This window comes from Nostoc parmelioides FACHB-3921 (assembly GCF_014696625.1).
GTDB lineage: Bacteria > Cyanobacteriota > Cyanobacteriia > Cyanobacteriales > Nostocaceae > Trichormus > Trichormus parmelioides.
The window spans coordinates 304,965-321,423 of the sequence record NZ_JACJQL010000001.1; the positions used below are offsets into that span (position 1 = coordinate 304,965).

Annotated in this window: 15 protein-coding genes; 5 read left to right on the forward strand and 10 right to left on the reverse strand. The window is 42.9% G+C overall.

All coding sequences use genetic code 11. The annotated features are described in order from the left end of the window. Positions 1-69: 69 nt before the first annotated feature. Positions 70-2,058 carry a S8 family serine peptidase gene (locus tag H6G14_RS01180; protein WP_190565319.1) on the reverse strand — a complete coding sequence of 663 codons (1,989 nt, stop codon included), beginning with the start codon at positions 2,056-2,058 and terminating at the stop codon, positions 70-72. Between the two features lie 401 nt (positions 2,059-2,459). On the opposite strand from H6G14_RS01180, the gene H6G14_RS01185 reads away from it, so the two are divergent. Next, positions 2,460-3,038, forward strand: coding sequence for a hypothetical protein (locus H6G14_RS01185; protein WP_190565320.1), 579 nt, complete (start codon positions 2,460-2,462; stop codon positions 3,036-3,038). Positions 3,039-3,391: 353 nt separating this feature from the next. Here H6G14_RS01185 and H6G14_RS01190 read toward each other — a convergent pair whose 3' ends face one another. From H6G14_RS01190 to H6G14_RS01215, 6 genes are all read right to left on the reverse strand, one after another. Continuing rightward, positions 3,392-4,162 (reverse strand): DUF928 domain-containing protein, encoded by a 771-nt coding sequence (locus H6G14_RS01190; RefSeq protein ID WP_190565321.1) that lies wholly within the window; start codon positions 4,160-4,162, stop codon positions 3,392-3,394. A gap of 73 nt (positions 4,163-4,235) precedes the next feature. Next, positions 4,236-6,575 carry a CHASE2 domain-containing protein gene (locus tag H6G14_RS01195; protein ID WP_190565322.1) on the reverse strand — a complete coding sequence of 780 codons (2,340 nt, stop codon included), beginning with the start codon at positions 6,573-6,575 and terminating at the stop codon, positions 4,236-4,238. A gap of 36 nt (positions 6,576-6,611) precedes the next feature. After that, positions 6,612-7,742 (reverse strand): DUF1822 family protein, encoded by a 1,131-nt coding sequence (locus H6G14_RS01200; RefSeq protein WP_190565323.1) that lies wholly within the window; start codon positions 7,740-7,742, stop codon positions 6,612-6,614. Between the two features lie 2 nt (positions 7,743-7,744). After that, on the reverse strand, positions 7,745-8,953 hold the full coding sequence (locus H6G14_RS01205; protein WP_190565324.1) for a sigma-70 family RNA polymerase sigma factor: 1,209 nt from the start codon (positions 8,951-8,953) through the stop codon (positions 7,745-7,747). Between the two features lie 405 nt (positions 8,954-9,358). Then, on the reverse strand, positions 9,359-9,862 hold the full coding sequence (locus H6G14_RS01210; RefSeq protein ID WP_190565325.1) for a 2TM domain-containing protein: 504 nt from the start codon (positions 9,860-9,862) through the stop codon (positions 9,359-9,361). A 110-nt stretch (positions 9,863-9,972) separates the two neighbouring features. Then, on the reverse strand, positions 9,973-10,788 hold the full coding sequence (locus H6G14_RS01215) for a creatininase family protein (RefSeq protein WP_190565326.1): 816 nt from the start codon (positions 10,786-10,788) through the stop codon (positions 9,973-9,975). Positions 10,789-11,143: 355 nt separating this feature from the next. On the opposite strand from H6G14_RS01215, the gene H6G14_RS01220 reads away from it, so the two are divergent. After that, entirely contained in the window at positions 11,144-11,863 is a 720-nt protein-coding gene (locus H6G14_RS01220; RefSeq protein WP_190565327.1) for an ROK family protein, read from the forward strand. 195 nt (positions 11,864-12,058) lie between these two features. On the opposite strand, the gene H6G14_RS01225 is transcribed toward H6G14_RS01220, so the two are convergent. Further along, entirely contained in the window at positions 12,059-13,423 is a 1,365-nt protein-coding gene (locus H6G14_RS01225) for a DUF3370 domain-containing protein (RefSeq protein WP_190565328.1), read from the reverse strand. Positions 13,424-13,635: 212 nt separating this feature from the next. Beyond that, complete coding sequence (locus H6G14_RS01230; RefSeq protein WP_190565329.1) at positions 13,636-14,148, reverse strand: pyroglutamyl-peptidase I family protein; 513 nt, start codon at positions 14,146-14,148, stop codon at positions 13,636-13,638. Positions 14,149-14,206: 58 nt separating this feature from the next. Between H6G14_RS01230 and hisH the strand changes: the two genes are divergently transcribed. After that, entirely contained in the window at positions 14,207-14,842 is a 636-nt protein-coding gene (gene hisH, locus H6G14_RS01235) for an imidazole glycerol phosphate synthase subunit HisH (RefSeq protein WP_190565330.1), read from the forward strand. Positions 14,843-14,926: 84 nt separating this feature from the next. Beyond that, positions 14,927-15,481: a 16S rRNA (guanine(966)-N(2))-methyltransferase RsmD gene (rsmD, locus tag H6G14_RS01240; protein WP_190565331.1), complete on the forward strand. Its 555-nt coding sequence runs from the start codon at positions 14,927-14,929 to the stop codon at positions 15,479-15,481. Positions 15,482-15,625: 144 nt separating this feature from the next. Here the strand turns inward: rsmD and petG are convergent, their stop codons facing one another. Next, positions 15,626-15,739 (reverse strand): cytochrome b6-f complex subunit V, encoded by a 114-nt coding sequence (gene petG / locus H6G14_RS01245; RefSeq protein WP_011320710.1) that lies wholly within the window; start codon positions 15,737-15,739, stop codon positions 15,626-15,628. A gap of 209 nt (positions 15,740-15,948) precedes the next feature. Between petG and H6G14_RS01250 the strand changes: the two genes are divergently transcribed. Continuing rightward, the gene (locus tag H6G14_RS01250; protein WP_010995537.1) at positions 15,949-16,323 is read left to right on the forward strand and encodes a c-type cytochrome; all 375 of its coding nucleotides are present in this window, start codon (positions 15,949-15,951) and stop codon (positions 16,321-16,323) included. The last annotated feature ends 136 nt before the right edge of the window (positions 16,324-16,459 follow it).

Here is a 16,459-nt window from a genome sequence, read left to right on the forward strand (position 1 = left end):
GGTGCAGGGGATGAAGGGGAAAATATGTAAAAGTTTTACCTAATCCCCAGTCCCCAGTCCCCAATCCCCCTAAAACCCAAGTTCAATAGTCAAGCTGCGAATCTTCCCTGTATCCGCCTGTGCTTTATCTGCTACTTCTAAAGTCCAGGTTCCTTGAGGAATTTTACCTTTCAAAGCTGTGAGTCCTGGTGTACTCACCTCATCGTAAGTTTGTTTGATATCATCTGCGCCTCCACCTTTGCGGTCATGGAGGATGATTGGTAATACGCCACATTCTCCAGGGGGGTTGAGGCTAACTACTAAGTCACCGATGTAGGTATGCTCAATGTCTACCGTAACTTTGATAGATTTGATGGGGTTGGTGTTAGCGATCGCTAAACTGAGTTGAGATGTCTGCAAATCATTAATGGGGACATCCTGCACAGCTGTGAAAATACTGACTGGCTCAGGTTGTGCTGGTAGTGCCAATTCTACCGCTTTGAGGGCATTGATCCGACCATAACCGTAAAATGGGCTACGGCCTTCAGCGTTATAGTTACCACCGACTGGATCTATGCGATCGCATGAGCGTTTAATAATATCTCTGACCTCATCCCAACGCAGATTTGGATTGCGGGAGAGAATCAAGGCGGCGACACCAGCCGCACCAGGACAGGCGCTAGAGGTGCCACCGAAACTATTTGTATAATTACCTGCTTGGTCACCGAGATTGGTATTACCGGAATTATAGCCGACTACACCAGAGCGATCGGCAGTCCAAATACCAGGGGTTTGGGAAGGGTTACCGTTGTTGCTAGGAAAGGCACACCAAACGGCTTTACCAAAATCACTGTAAGCGCTTCTAGTACCAAAGTCGTTACAAGCTGCTACAGCTATTACCTTTTCATAGCTGGCGTAGCCGTCATTATCTACGCTTTCGTTACCATTACCCGCAGCGAATAAAATCACACATCCTTTGCCATTACGCCCCTTATTGATGGCATAGTCCATTGCTAGTCTTGTGGAATCGGGTAGAGGTACTTTCTGCTTGTGTAAGGGGTCTTTATCATCCCACCATGTACCATCTGGTGGCCCCCAACTACAGGAAATTACATCCGCACCATTTTGAGCAGCCCAGACAAAAGAGTCGGCTTCATCTTGGGAACCCAGGGCGGAAACGAAACGAATGGGCATTAACTTAGCCCCAGGCGCTACCCCAGAAGCTCCAAAGTTGCCATTACCACAAGCTACACCTGCACAAGCCGTACCGTGATTATCTCGGTTTCCTGGGGTGGGAAAGTTAGTTTTGCGTGTGACATCTCTAGGGGCGACAATCTTACCAGAGGAACGGAACTCTTCATGGTCAACATCCACACCATCATCAATAATGGCAATAATCGTTCCCGTACCATCGCTCAACTTCCATGCTGCCTCAACATTGGCATGAGCCTTGATAGTCTTACCCCCAATCGTGGTTTCCTTAAGGTGCCATTGCTGGGGAAATGCTTGACGTTGCCTAAATTCCCGCACCAATTCAGGATGACACAATTCCACCGATTCCTCGTTGAGCAACCTTTCGGCAATATCAAAGATGGCTAAACCAGTATTGGGGGGTGCGCTGACAAAGTAGGCATTACGGGCGTATTCTAGTTGACGTTTAATTGTTAAGCCGTAGCGTCCCAAAATTTCTTGACAGAAACTAACGTCTTCTTCGTGGTCAAACTTCACAAAGAGGTTTTCTGTATAAACTATGGGTTGTTCAGTTACTGGGTCAATTAACACACGTCCAGCAAATTGGACTTCTGGTTCTTGGTTGAGAATTTCCCTGGCTGTGTCGCGCAAAGCACCATCCTGGCTCGGTTCTTTCACATGGAGAACCTCTACACCCGCTTGGCTGAAACGAGTTGATAACTCGAATTGATTGAGGATATTACGGGCTTGGGGGGAAACAGGGGCGACTTCAAAGGGGCGATCACTGATTAGCGAGCTGCGGCTTTCAGTCCGGACTACAATATGATTTTCACTAATCGCTAGTTCGTACTGTTCACCGTTCTGACCACCATAGCGGACATGAACCATACTTAATCTCCTACTATTAAGTTGATACTAAGCCTCTGTATTTTGTGTGTGATTTCTTGAGTGATGCACACATAAGACGCAGCTTAGAATAATTTCCTGTGGATACAAACTATCGGTCTGGCTTTCCAGAATAGAGTTTACGGAAATTCAAAATTCATCTGAACGGCAACTTACTCACATTTTTGTGGTCTAGGCTAATACGTGCCTAAATTGCATAACTCTAATAAGGGATGTTGACTGTTGACTGTTAACAGCCCTCACGATGGATTATGCAAATTAAAAGCAGAATAGTGTACCTAATTCGTTATCTGTGATTGACACTGCTCCCAACTTTCTCATAGCTATTTTCAATTTATGAGCAGAAGTAGTTCATTACCTAAAATCATTAGAATTTAAAAAGAATGTTTTATTTTCCTGGTGAATTATTTTTACAGGCGTACTCTCTACCTTTAATTGCAGAAGTGAGACCCCAAAGAGACTATTTTATTGAGTATCCCCAACAAATTCCTGTTGGCACAAAAGCGAGTGTCTTCTACAATCGCCAGTCTGGATACTACGCCGCACATTATAAACAAGCTAGCACCATACCATCCCAGGCTATTTTAATTTTGAATGAGGGCGAGGAAGCGATCGCTATTTTTCCCGGCGAACCCAATTCAGGAAGCCAGAATATTGGCAATCCGGACACTTTGAGTCCGGTATATACTCTAGAAAATCACGCAACGCTAGCTGTGCCTACTGGTATGGTTTTTATCCGCTTTACAGAAGGTGTTGATATTGAATCACAACAAGCTGCCATCAATCAAGCAGGTTATGAAGTAGCACAAACCCTAGCCTATGCACCTAACGCTGGTTGGCTGCGTGCCAAAACAAACAAAATTGCTGATGCCCTCAAAGGGATAACTCAACTATCAGCTATAAATCATGTGGAGAATGTCGAACCACAAATGCTGATGGAAAGAGAACTACGGGAGAAGTAAAAAATAATCATAAATTTTCTAAACATCTATCTCAGGTATGAAATAAATTTATTACTAGAGATAGTCGTAACAAAAATTTACATTTATTAAAATATGTTTATGTGTGTTTCCAAATTAATGGCGCAATTCCCAATAGCAAGTATTGGGAATTCTTAATCACCCAATTCCGTGTTAAGGGACTTCCAGAGAAAAAGTATTCCAAATGTAGGGTGCGTCAGTATGAATAAGTTCTTGGTGTAGTTAGGTTTTTTGACACTGACGCACCCTACTAAACTATCAATTTTGGATAATTTATTTTTTGGTGTTCCCTAAAGCTGAGTTCTATATTTTTAGCCGCTTCTGCCCCAACAGTATCAGCGAACAATCGCAGCAGAAGCAGGGTTGTGTAGGTTAACTTGTTTGAGTAAGTCAGTCCAAGCGGATGTGATTTGTGAATCTATCGTTTTGGGATTTTGGATTTGTTCTCCTAAGGTTGTCAAAGCGTTGTACCAGATGCCATTTTTAGCAAAAAAAGCTGCTCTTTCTAGAGGAGTTTTGGCTAATTCCAGTTGCTTTTGTAGAGTTGAGTTTAAAGCAACTTGTGTCATTGAGCCGCGAACGTAGACGGAAGCTGAGGGTTTTTCTGGGTCACAATAAACAGAAAAAGTCCAATAATAAGATTTACCAGCAACGAGGGGGGTTTGAGGCTTGGCGGTTAGGCTGATAATTCCTGGTGGTGTTTCTGAGGGATTAAATTTGGTCTGATAAATGTAATTATCTGCTTCGTCTTGAATGACAAACTCAATAGGAACCTTGGGGGTGAGTTTGTCAGGTACAAAAAACCAAAATGTTGGGTTTTTATCTGTGGATTGTCCCCAAACTGATTCTTTCGTTCCTGTACTAGTTATGGGAACTAAAGCTGTGAGGGTTTCATACTGCTTACAGGGGCCGCGACTTCCGCCACCTCTGCGTCGTCCTCTGGGTTCCCCTGGTTTCTCTTGGGCTGTGGGAGGGACATAATTAATTCTAATGGTTGATGTTAGGGTTTGTGCCTGCCCAATTTGCTCAATTCCAGGTACATTAAATATACCTAAGGCGATCGCACAGATAAGAGTGGTAGTTGAAAACCGAAATACCTTTTTCATAGCAGAAACCGTTGTGTCATCAACCAAATTACTGGTTTTTTATTTGCCTCATCTTTTAATACACTTCCTCTGCCTACAATTTCTGTAATTTTTGGCTGATGTAAGCAAATTGAGCGCTAGTGACTACTAATGCAATCATCGGTGGGACTAAAGGTATCCAGCCACCTTGAATTAACAGGATAAAACATAGTCCAGATAGGGTGATTGTTCCTATAGTTACAGCAATACCTAAGTAAGTTTTTCTGGGAAGATACCAGGCCAGTAAACCGCCTGTCAAAGACCAACTCCAAATCCAGCAGATTTCCCCCCATTGAGTCCAAACCCATAATAGGGGTCGGTTATCTAAAGCGGTGCTGAGTAACTGGCTGACCATTTGTGCTTGAATCACAATACCGGGAACGATCGCTGTAGGAGATTTACTATCAGGTGTAGGCCAGTAATCGCTACTACTATTACTGGTGACACCAATCAAAATAATGCGGTTTTTGATGGCGTTGGGGTTAATTTGTCCGTTCAAGATTTGGCTCAGGGTAATTTGGCGAGCGATCGCTCCTACTGAAGGTGCAAAACGATAATTTAGTAAAATCTGAGTACCTTGGGCATCTATTGATTGATAACCACTAGTGCGATTCTGCAAGGGTGGGAAGGTTTTGTTTCCCAATTGCAAGTCCCAATCTGGGGTAAATTTGGCTGTAACTCCCTGGGCTTGGAGATACAAAAACGCTAACTGCACACTAAAAGCATAAGCAGGGGTACAAGTTGGCGAAATCGGGTTGGGAGTCATCGCCAAGAGATGGCGACGCATCACACTATCCTCATCTTCCACAAAGTCGCTAAAACCCAACCGTGTTTCTGGTATTTCTGGCGGTGGTGCAATACCCGTAGGATCGGATTCTGGATCAGCACGTTTACAAATAGCAATGAGGCGATCGCTTTTCTGCATCCGTTTGGCTAATTCTGGTTGATTAGCACTTACGGGGAAATCACGGTATATATCTAAACCAATAGCGGCTGGTTGGTATTGTTCGAGTTTTGTGAGTAGTAAGTTGAGATGTTTATCAGAAAGGGAACCTTGGCGCGGTTCTTTTCCTTGGGCTTGAATATCTTGATCTGTGATGGTTACAACCAATAGCCGGGAGTCTGGTTCTTCTTTAGGTCGCAGCCTCATTAGTTGGTCAAATGCCCCTAGTTCTAATAGTTGCAGTCCACCTGACCACCGTATTAATACGATAGTAAAAGTAATAATTAAGCTACTTAAGCCAACTGCTGGTAGCTGTTGGAAATTGGGGCGCGGTAATTGTAACCCCGGTCTTTGTCCAGACAAATCCTGCCAAGTCGGGGAAATTTCGGCTGGATTTTGGCAAATAATTGGCAACCAAGTAGCACAGGGAAAATCCTGTTCTAGGGATTGTAATCTTTGCCGCGCCTCTCTGACGGCTGTATATAAAGTTTTACCCCTGGAAAACAACGCCAAGAAATGCTTTAAAAATTCCTGCGCCACCCGGTCTGGTACGGGTTCGCGCATAACAATCACCTGGGGTAAATGTAAATCGGCTAAATCCTGGGCTAGACCCAAACCATCACACGAGTTAAAAATTGCTAATTGCAACCCTTGAGCGATCGCCTTTTGCAAGCCATACTTTAATTGATCAATGGTCAAAGTCTCCCCAGAATTGAGCAGCATCCGCCCTTTCCCTTGGCTGGAACTATGACCAGCAAAAAAGAGAATATCCCAACCTGATTGCCATAATTGTTCTGTTAGTTGGGAACGATTGGGTTCCACTAAAAATGTGAGTTCCGCATTGGGTAATTGCTGGAGTAAAGTTTGGTCTTTTTCTAGATCAATATGGTGGCGATCGCCTAAAATAGCTAAAATCCTGACCTTACCTTTAGTTTTTTGGGGATGAGTTTTAATCGAACGAGTATATTCTGGTGGACTCAGAGCAATTTCCGCTTGGGGATAATCGTCAAAAAAATGCCACAAACACCAAGGAAGCTGTAAAACCTGATGGGATTCAGCCGCAATAATGCAGCGAATTTCCTCTGTAGGTGAGAGTTGAGTTCTTAACTTGCGGTCAATGTTGAGAAACGATGAACTATTCAACCATGCGTTTAAGCTTTGTTGCAATTCTTGGCAGAGATGATCAAACTCTGCTTGGGAAATATGAGTAATATCTTCCTCATCAATTTCAAAATCGGCGATATCATGACTACGCCATCCTAAATTGGCATACAAAGCTGTGTACATTTGCTGCCAACGTTGATAAAGATGCTCTAATTGTGGCGCAGTAGGTAATCCCCCCGTGAATTGCATGGGAGTAGGAGCATCCGTTTGCCAAAGTTGAGCTACGACCGCCGGAAATCCTTGGTGTAAGTTTCCTTTTCCTAAGTTTAGGACGATCAGTTTACTCATGTACTCAGTATGCCAGCAGATTAAGAAACGCCATAACTAACTTTCAAACTCTTCAACAAAACTGAAATCATCGAGAATAACCTGGAGGCTAAAGCGGGTGTTTTGTGGACATCGGAAGCGTTTGAGTTGGATGGAGTTGTCTGTTTCTCGTGCTTCTACTGATTGGACAACTTGCCCTGAGGCAGAAATTAACTCTAATTTCATATTCTCAGGTAAATAAATCCCTCGTTCTCTGGGAGACAATTGGACGCGGATTCCTACTCTATCATCTGTTTCTAGTGTCAAAGTCAACATTAGCACTATCGTTTGACCGCTTGGTAGGTCGATTACCTTAACGCGCTGGATTGATTGTTCAGCCATATCATCGGCTTGACGAAAGCTGAAGGCGAAATCTGGCTGTGTTCCCAGAAGAGTTTCGACTGTTTGCCAGCTATTTGTCAAGGTATTTTGTAACCACTGACGCAAGTTGACAAGTGCTGATTGTGGCTGTGGTTGTTGTAACTTAGCTAATAAAGCCCCCCAGATTTCAAAAGGCAGTTCTAGGCGCGGGTTCGTAATTGCTGGATTACTTAACCTTTGCCAGAGGTTATCTACTTGGGTGGTTGATAAATCAGCTAAAGGCGCGATCGCTGCTTGTGTTTGTTCTTCAGGATATAGTTGACGTACTACCCAAAGTACATTCAAATCCTCAATCATTTGATAGGCTTCTAAGGAGTAAGTCCTTTCTTGAGGATCATAACTACCTTGATTTTTCAATTGCTCATGGGTGGTATAGCCCCAAATTCTTAGCCATTCCCCGTCTGGACTGACTTGTACTGCTAGATAATAATCTCCTGCCCATTGAGGAATATCTATCCATTCTTGGGGGACATGAAATTCTCTTGTGTCTAGGCTTTTATCGGGAATCAGGATGAGGCGTTTTGTATCTAAATTTATGGCAGTGCCGTTGACGAATTCCCAACTATTGGGAACTGTGGCAAGAGTAGCTTCTGGTGAGTACTCAGCTTGCAGCCAAGGCAGAAAGGTACTGAGGCATACTTGGTTGAGAAAAATATGCCAACGACCACTGGGATTAAGACAATTTTGGCTTTGCTGCCAAGATTGGTCTTGAATGTCAGCAGATACCTCTAACCAAAGTTGAGTGGGTGGAACACAGAATGACGACATAATTACGACTCCTTTGCAGAGAGATTACGGAAATAATTCTGTAACCACTCCTCTAATACTGCGCTAATATGTTTAACCACGTTGGAAGTCGGGGAAATATGCGTTTTTTCCTGACTCCATTTAGTAATTGCTAAAAGTAAAAATTCTCTGGTTTTAGATAATTGCCGCGATACTTGATATTGCTGAATTTCCTGCTGTTTAGCGATTTGCTGTTGGGTGAGGCCTTGCTGATAGTATAGTTGCAACAACTGTTGAGATTGCGGGGGCAGTTTTGCCAATGTAGTCACTAACAGATTATAGATTTCTTGTTGTTGATTTTTTTGAGTTTCGGCTTCCTCTGCGGCAATTAAATCTGCCAGTAAAGATTCCTGATTACTGGTGTCAGGTAAATCATCTTGCCATTCCCCATCTGCTTGACCCGCCTTGGGAATATTCAGGGAAGACACCACAGGATATAAATAAGAACGTGCTTGTTTCGCACAAAACAGCAACCATTTTTCTAGAGTTTCCCGGTTACATTCACTTCCTGAGGGGTTGAGTTGTGTTAGGCGATCGCGGTTATAAAGTTGGGCGATAATATCCCAAGTAGCATCATCTGGTTTTTGTAACTTCCGTGCTTTTGGTGATTTAGTCAGGATATAGCCGTCTGTAAAGGATTTCCAAGCTAACAAATAACGCGCCATTATTTCATCTGTTAGCCCAGAACTTTTTAATGATTCTTGTAGTTGCTTACGGCTCAACTTCAGCAACAATGCCCAATCATTACAAAAATCTATTTCTTGCTTTTGACGTAAAGCATCCCGAATAATATTCCCAAAAGCCACAGTACCATAGCTTTTGAGGCTAGCTCTTTGGTCAGGGTCGCAACCTTTTAAGATTTTCGGTACTTCCGCGATCGCCATTTGAAAACAGTCAGATAATGTACACTGGACGCTGGCAAACTGGGGAATTGTCCTCTGTGCAGCCCAATAACAGGTTTCTTGCAAATAAGCGGATAGGTGTCCTAGCGTCAAGGAACTAGGCTGAGTCTGCCAGTTTTTATGCCAGTAAATCGCCCAGAAATTCTCTGAGTGTTGCGTTTGTGATATTTGTCCCAAGCAATTCTGAATACTCCGCCGCAATTTGCCATCATACACCCAACCACCGAAGCGATCGGCATCAAATTGCAGGAAGGTAGAAAACATTTCAGCGATACTTTGGCGAGGACGCATGATAGCAAGTCAAAATTCAAAATTCAAAATTATAGGGCTTCTCGTTTGTATCCAATACACTTTGACCTCTCTCCAAACCTCTCTCCTACGAGGACAGAGGCTTTCATTCTTACTCCCCTTCCCTTGTAGGGAAGGGGCTGGGGGTTAGGTCTGTATTTGACTCAATTGCAAACAGCGATAGGAAAGCCAAACAGAGTAAAGGTATGTCCGTATGTATTTGTCACATTATTTTTTTAAATTAGTACTAAGTATAGACGGGCAAATCAAAAACTCTCATCTATTAAAAGTCAACTTCAGAGAGTTTTCTAGCTTATCCTAACCTTAATTATTTGCGCTAAATCCCCGTTAAAACACGAAAAAGGCAAATTGCCTTGGTGTTAGCCTTGCCGCAGGCTATTAATTGGTTTAGGCTTGTAACGCTTTAAACCACTTATTCACAAAGCTGTTGATGGTTTGTTTAATTTGATGTTTACGATTCCAGCGCTGGAAAGCCATTTCATACTCTTCGCCTTTAGTTTGAAACGTATTCCACACATCCAAGCCTATTGCCAAACCACAGAACAGTAGCAAGTATAACGACCAAGTAACCGTTCCACCACCAACAAAATCCACCAACAGTAAAAAGCCATTGACAATAGCATAATTACCAAAGCGCTTTTTAAACTTTGTCATGCGGTAAGTATTGAACGCTTGCCGTTGCTGTAATTCGTTGTGTTGCGATCGCCAATCTATTTCCGCTAACTTAAGAGTTTCTGGTGATATTTCTAACTCAGTAGCAATTTCTAACAATTGCTCATAACTAAACTCTTTATCTTGGTCATCAGCTTGCCGGGCGATCGCTAGCTGTAAAATTCGCTGTACGTCTTCTTGGCTATAAGAACGGAGACTATTAGGTTCAAATGCCGCCATAACTGCTATCTCTAATTATTTAATGTGGTTTAGCAATTTATCGCCGGTCAACTGTGGAACAGTTTCGATAACTACTGCATTTACCTTACACTAGCAAATTTAGTTAGTTGTTAGACGCGATTAACCCCGTCTGTACCGTAGCGAAAGGCGTAAATCTCTTTGATGACTTGTACCCAACCATCAGAGACAGATTCTAAAATGCGATCGCCTTTTTCTCTGGTTGCAGTTGTCGCATCACCAATCACACCACTTTTACTAATATCTTTTGTTGCCCAAGCCACGGGTAATCTACCTTCCCAACTTAATAGGCTACCTTCAGGTTGTTCTGGGGGATATTCTGCCACGGCTTTATCTAGTTGCACCTGATCTGGCAAAATCGCCAGCATAATACTAGTTTCCGCATCTCCCGCGTGCATTCCCTGTGTCGCTTCCTTTGGTGTTAATAATTCTTTAGTAATGTGAGGCACACGCCAAGTAAACAAAGGAAAAACTGCAAAATCACCATACTTTACGTGCAGATCTCGCGCCACCATTTGCATAACTTGGGGTTGTCCTCCGTGGGAGTTCATTAACGCCAACTTTCTAAACCCAGCGCGGTAAATGCTTTCTGCCACTTCCATAATTGTCGCTGTCAGCGTTTCTGTACTGAGGGTAATCGTTCCCGGAAAATGCCAGTGTTCATTGGATTTACCATAATAAAGAGTGGGTAAAGCATAAGCTGGAATGCTAGCATCAAGTTTAGATAAAGCTTTACCCAAAACACCCACACCAATGGCAGCATCAACAATCAATGGTAGATGGGGCCCGTGTTGTTCAATCGCCCCTACTGGCTGGATGATAACGACATTCTCCTTATTTGGCATTTCCTGAATTTCTGTCCAGGTAAGGTAGGCGAAAAACCGTTCTGGGGGAATGAAACTGTGCATTTATTTATTTGGTAATTGGTAATTGGTAATTGGTAATGAGTACTCGTACAATTTATACCATTTAGTAATTTATTATTTACTAATCTTCGCTCTTTATTGCCAGTCACTAGCTTTCTAGCCTCCCCTTCTCTCCTTTTCCTACGGGATGCGGAGAGTGTCGTAGACAGAGGCTATGCCAACGGGTTTCGTTAGCCCGAATTTAAGCGGTAAAAATCGTTACCAACCAAGGGACGAGGTATTAAGCGAAACACAACTGTACAGACGCGATTAATCGCATCCCTAACAACTCTACGGACGCGATCAATCGCGTTTCTAAAAACTAACACGCACAGCGTAGTAAAAAGGTAAATACTCAATGGTGGAAGATAACGGCTCAATTCGCACTTTATCGGTTGATATTGGTGGTAGTGGTGTCAAAGCCTTGGTTTTGGATATTACGGGAAATCCTGTAACAGAAAGGGCGCGAGTTGATACACCCCAACCTGCTACACCAGAAGTTGTCATTAATGCGATTATGGTTTTAGCTGCTGCTCAAGGTGAATTTCACCGGGTTTCTGTGGGTTTTCCTGGTGTGGTTCGTGCTGGTGTCACTGAAACAGCAGTTAACTTAGACTCGAATTGGATTGGATTTGATTTAGAAGCAGCACTATCACAACGGTTACATAAACCTGTACGGGTGATGAATGATGCTGATATGCAGGGTTTTGGTGCAATCAAAGGTAAGGGTGTGGAATTGGTGATTACCTTGGGGACGGGGTTTGGTTCCGCCTTGTTTGTCGATGGTAAATTAGTGCCGAATATGGAAATGGGACATCATCCGTTTCGCAAGCGGGAAACTTACGAAGAACAACTAGGAAGAGCAACTTTAGATAAGATTGGTCAAAAGAGATGGAATCGCCGTTTAGAAAAAGCGATCGCCTCCCTACAACGGCTATTTAACTATGATTACCTTTATATCGGTGGCGGTGAAGCCGTAAGAGTAAACTTTCAGCTACCTTTAAATGTCAAACTCATTCCGAATATTACTGGTTTGTTAGGTGGTATCGCTTTGTGGCGAGATGAAAAAAGACCATGAATCAATTCAAAATACCCTACGGGAAGCAAGCTACAAAATTCAAAATTCAAAATTCAAAATTCAAAATTCAAAACAGCCAAGTACTTAGCTTTTTATTATGGAGCTAAACACCTGATTTCCCAAGGTTCTAGAATTATAGCTGTTGACCGTTGATTGTTGACAGTCAACTGACAACTGTCAACCGTCAACTGTCAATTAAGGATTAGCTACAGTCCCAATTGTTAATACTTGTGGTGGCGAAGCGTCGGGGGGGTAGAGAAAGTCTACCTCTACCAAACGGCGATCGCCTTTTTTCATGTTCAATGTAGCTAATGCTTCCCCTGGTTGACCCCGCTTCTGGACTAAATGTACCAGCCGAGTTTGCTGCTGTCCTTGATCGTTTCGGTAACGTATCCGCACACTCCCCCGGAAGAATGTTTGACGCGCGGGTGTACTAAAAAAGCGCAGACCTTGTTTAGTTAAACGGTCTTCCTTAATGGGAGTCTGCACAGATACCTTCACGGTTTGCGCCTTGGCAGTATTGTTATACAAGGGCAACTTTAAACTATATTGAATAGCGTAATTACCATGAGCGCGATAAGCCGTATCTGGATAACGTACTAACATCGGCGCACTCTGAATTTGACCAGTCCCTAAAGTACCACCATGTAGAGTACTCAGAGCATAAGAAAAAGCTTGTCCTGGTTGGGGAATCGTTAAATTCCTGGCTTTGGGAGTATCTACTATAAACGATCGCCAATAAGAACCACGCGCCACCCCAGCAACACGACCATAAATTTTTGGTTTACCAGTTGCTTCTAAAGGAGTAGGTGTTTTATCCCGTGGCCCGGACACATCACTATTCTCTAGTAAAGTTTGCCATTCTTCCAAGGTAGGCGATCGTTCACTACCATCAGCATTGGTACGGGCAAACATCGCCAAACTAGCAGCATAAACTGTACCATTAGTCCGCAACCGCGCCAAAGTCGAGCGACCATTTAAAGGTGGTGTCAATTCTCGCACAGGTATAGGTTGATTCAAAAGCATTCTACTTTGCCCTGGCGGTATGACAATTTGAGCCGGGAAAATATCTTGTCGCAGTCCTCTTAAAACATCAGCCATCGCTCGACTACCAGGGCCAGAGAACACATTACCTAAATTATTCTCCACCAAAGATGGCAAATCAATAAACGGCGCATCTGGTTGACTTAAATAACTCGCCCCTTGCAAAATATCCACCTTCACAGGTTGGGATGTGGGGTTATGCACAAGTATCCCTAAATATAATGAGCGTAAATCTTCTGGTGGTTCCGCCCTTGCAATGTGGTGGGCAAAAACATCAAATCGCCCACGAAAAGGATAATTCAAATGGGCTGAGGGTACTTTTTTGCCTGCTGGGGGAAAAGTGGAAAGTAAAATTCCTTCTCTTAAAACTAATTCTGGACTATTGCTATTAAATGTAGGGATTGAATCTAACTGTCCTGGTAACGGACGGACTTCTTGAGGTTGTACTACTTCTTCCGGTGGTGGTGCAGTAGGAGCAGATTGAGCAACGAAAAAACTGAGTAAAAAAGGCAACATAGGAGAAATTCAAAATTAGATGAGGGACTGGGGATTGGGGATTGGGGATTGGGGACTGGGGATTGGGGATTGGGCGAAAATTTTGCAGTCAGTTCTCCCCCTGCCTCCCCTGCCTCCCCTGCCCCCTGCTCCCTACACCCTAAACCAGTATCTTGAAGGCAAAGTGTCAAAACCTAAACTTGTTCATTATGCCCGCTTCGACGGTAATGAGTTCATGAAAGTGCCAGATTGTTAATAATTAATACGAAATCCGTGAGAATTTCTATCAAGTTATCTTGATTCAAGATAGGAACATGAACAAAAACACAATGAGCTGATAGTTTATTTTGTTCTAAGTAGTCCAGTACAGAATAATAAAGACCCTCGCAGACAAATTTACCGCAGTCGTCACTAACATCAGTTGCTGTTGCTCCTATTAGTAATTTTTTTAGATCAACTGTGGTCTGTAAAAAGATTTCTCCACAGCTAGCACCCACTTCTACACTTAATTTTCTCCGGCTTGCAGCCATGCCACAACAGATAATGTAATCTGGTTGGGATTCCTCTATTTTTGCCATTACTAGGGAACTGGCCAGCCCAATATCAACGGGTAGCAAGCGCAAAAATTGTAAATCTAATGGAAGCGAGTTAAGTTTAGTGACTTCAAATAATAAATCATCAGAGGAATTTGACTTTTGATCTTCTAGCCAAGTGTCAAAAGAAGTTAATAGAATTCTTTTCTTCATGGAAAATATTATTTAGAATAGAAAAACCCTCCATAAACAATTTACAAGGAGAAGGTCAATGCCAGTTGTTGCTGTTATAGATTATGAGATGGGAAATTTGCATTCGGTTTGCAAAGGATTAGAAAAAGCGGGGGCGACTCCTATAATTACTCATTCTCATCAGGAATTAACTAAGGCCGATGCAGTCATATTGCCGGGAGTGGGAGCATTTGACCCAGCAATGCAGAGCTTGCGATCGCGTGATTTAGAACAACCAATTAAAGATACAATCGCTTCTGGCAAACCCTTCTTAGGTATCTGTTTAGGGCTGCAAATTCTGTTTGAATCGAGTGCGGAAGGTAATCAACCAGGACTAGGAATTATCAAAGGAAAAGTGCGGCGGTTTATTTCTGAACCAGGAATTACCATTCCCCACATGGGTTGGAATCAGTTGGAATTAACCCAACCAAAAAGCATTTTGTGGGAGCATTTGCCACCCCAACCTTGGGTATATTTTGTGCATTCCTATTATGTTGACCCAAGTGAGCCTCAAGTTCGTGCTGCAACTGTTACTCACGGTACGCAAACCGTCACAGCAGCCATTGCCCATGAAAACCTGATGGCAGTACAATTTCACCCAGAAAAATCATCAAATATTGGGCTGCAAATCCTGTCTAATTTTGTCTCCCAAGTACGGGAAAAAATAGCTGCATAATATTATTTTGTCAGTCGTCAGTTGTCACTTGTCAGTAGACTAATGATTAATAACTAATGATTAATGACTAATGACCATTGACCAATGAGTCTAAAAATTTACGGGAATCGCCAAATTAAAACTGTACCAGGGCAAGAAACCAGACCCACCACTGGGAGGGTGAGGGAAGCTGTTTTTAATATTTGGCAGGGAGAAATAGAAGGGTGTCGGTGGCTAGACTTGTGCGCCGGTAACGGTTCAATGGGTGCAGAGGCTTTGTGTCGAGGTGCTAGCTTGGTGGTCGGAATGGAAAAATCAAGCCGAGCCTGTGCAATTATCCAAGAAAACTGGCAGCGTCTAGCCAATAACGAACAAAAATGGCGAGTATTGCGCGGAGATGTCCTTCAGCAGTTAAAAAACTTATCAGGGCAGCAATTCGACAGAATTTATTTTGACCCACCCTATGCTAGTGGATTATATCAGCCAGTGCTAGAGGCGATCGCTCTTCATCAATTATTAGATCCAAATGGGGAAATAGCGATCGAACATAATCCCCAAGGATGGATAGATATATTAATTCCTAGCTGGGAAATTTGCCGCCAAAAGGTCTACGGTAACACGGCGCTTACTTTTTATCGAAGCGAGGAATTAGGGGAATAGAAAGTAAAAAGTAAAAAGGTAAAAGATTTTTTGACTTTTGCCTTGGATTGGGGATTGGGGAGATGAGGAAGAATGTTTATCTAGTTTATTCCTCATACTCCCCACCCAGTAGCTAAGGCGCTTCAGCACTCAGCGCTTCAATACTCAACCACCCAACTCATTGGGGCGCTTGTATTGCTTATAGGCGGCGTAAAACAGCCCAGAGAGGGTGACAACAATCAAACCAAGAACGATGCCTGAAAGTAGGGGTTCAACCACTTTAAAATCTCCTGTTACGATTATTCATTATTTATTTCCCGTCTTTGATTTTACCAAATTGCGGATGAATCCCGCTTCCTACAGTATTTTTAGGCGAACCCTGGAGAGGAAAAAACTGTAGTTTATGCTTGCAGACATCATCAAGAACTTTTAAGCTATGTGTAGGAAATGAAAAATTTGAGTAAACCTAGACTTTTACAGCACACCTTTTGGATAACCAGATTACTAAACCTGAAATTCTGATTCAGCGTATCGCTTTAGTGGCGCTAGTGATACTGCTAGCAATCCCTTTGGGCTTTTTTGGTGTTCAGTTGGTGAAAGCCTCTGACCCTTATGTGAAGAGTGTTCTTGCCATGAAAGGAGACCCAATACAGGGACACGCTATTTTTCAAATAAATTGTGCTGGTTGTCATGGTTTAGAAGCGGATGGCCGAGTAGGCCCCAGCTTACAAGCAGTTTCTAAGCGTAAGTCCAAGTATGGACTAATTCACCAAGTTATTAGCGGTGATACACCACCAATGCCGAAATTTCAGCCCAATACCCAAGAAATGGCAGACCTTTTAAGCTTTTTGGAGACTTTATAGCTCAATCAAGTTTAGATGCGCGCAGACCAAAAACCCCGATTTCTTCGAGAAATCGGGGTTTTCTGTATCATTAAATTTTATGACGACGAATTAATGATTCTAATTCGCTGGTCTGATTATCAATGACCCCAATTAT

Coding starts and splice junctions, on each gene's coding strand:
- H6G14_RS01180 (WP_190565319.1), bottom strand. CDS start 2,058: ATGGTTCATGTCCGCTATGGTGGTCAGAACGGTGAACAGTACGAACTA.
- H6G14_RS01185 (WP_190565320.1), top strand. CDS start 2,460: ATGTTTTATTTTCCTGGTGAATTATTTTTACAGGCGTACTCTCTACCT.
- H6G14_RS01190 (WP_190565321.1), bottom strand. CDS start 4,162: ATGAAAAAGGTATTTCGGTTTTCAACTACCACTCTTATCTGTGCGATC.
- H6G14_RS01195 (WP_190565322.1), bottom strand. CDS start 6,575: ATGAGTAAACTGATCGTCCTAAACTTAGGAAAAGGAAACTTACACCAA.
- H6G14_RS01200 (WP_190565323.1), bottom strand. CDS start 7,742: ATGTCGTCATTCTGTGTTCCACCCACTCAACTTTGGTTAGAGGTATCT.
- H6G14_RS01205 (WP_190565324.1), bottom strand. CDS start 8,953: ATGCGTCCTCGCCAAAGTATCGCTGAAATGTTTTCTACCTTCCTGCAA.
- H6G14_RS01210 (WP_190565325.1), bottom strand. CDS start 9,862: ATGGCGGCATTTGAACCTAATAGTCTCCGTTCTTATAGCCAAGAAGAC.
- H6G14_RS01215 (WP_190565326.1), bottom strand. CDS start 10,788: ATGCACAGTTTCATTCCCCCAGAACGGTTTTTCGCCTACCTTACCTGG.
- H6G14_RS01220 (WP_190565327.1), top strand. CDS start 11,144: ATGGTGGAAGATAACGGCTCAATTCGCACTTTATCGGTTGATATTGGT.
- H6G14_RS01225 (WP_190565328.1), bottom strand. CDS start 13,423: ATGTTGCCTTTTTTACTCAGTTTTTTCGTTGCTCAATCTGCTCCTACT.
- H6G14_RS01230 (WP_190565329.1), bottom strand. CDS start 14,148: ATGAAGAAAAGAATTCTATTAACTTCTTTTGACACTTGGCTAGAAGAT.
- hisH (WP_190565330.1), top strand. CDS start 14,207: ATGCCAGTTGTTGCTGTTATAGATTATGAGATGGGAAATTTGCATTCG.
- rsmD (WP_190565331.1), top strand. CDS start 14,927: ATGAGTCTAAAAATTTACGGGAATCGCCAAATTAAAACTGTACCAGGG.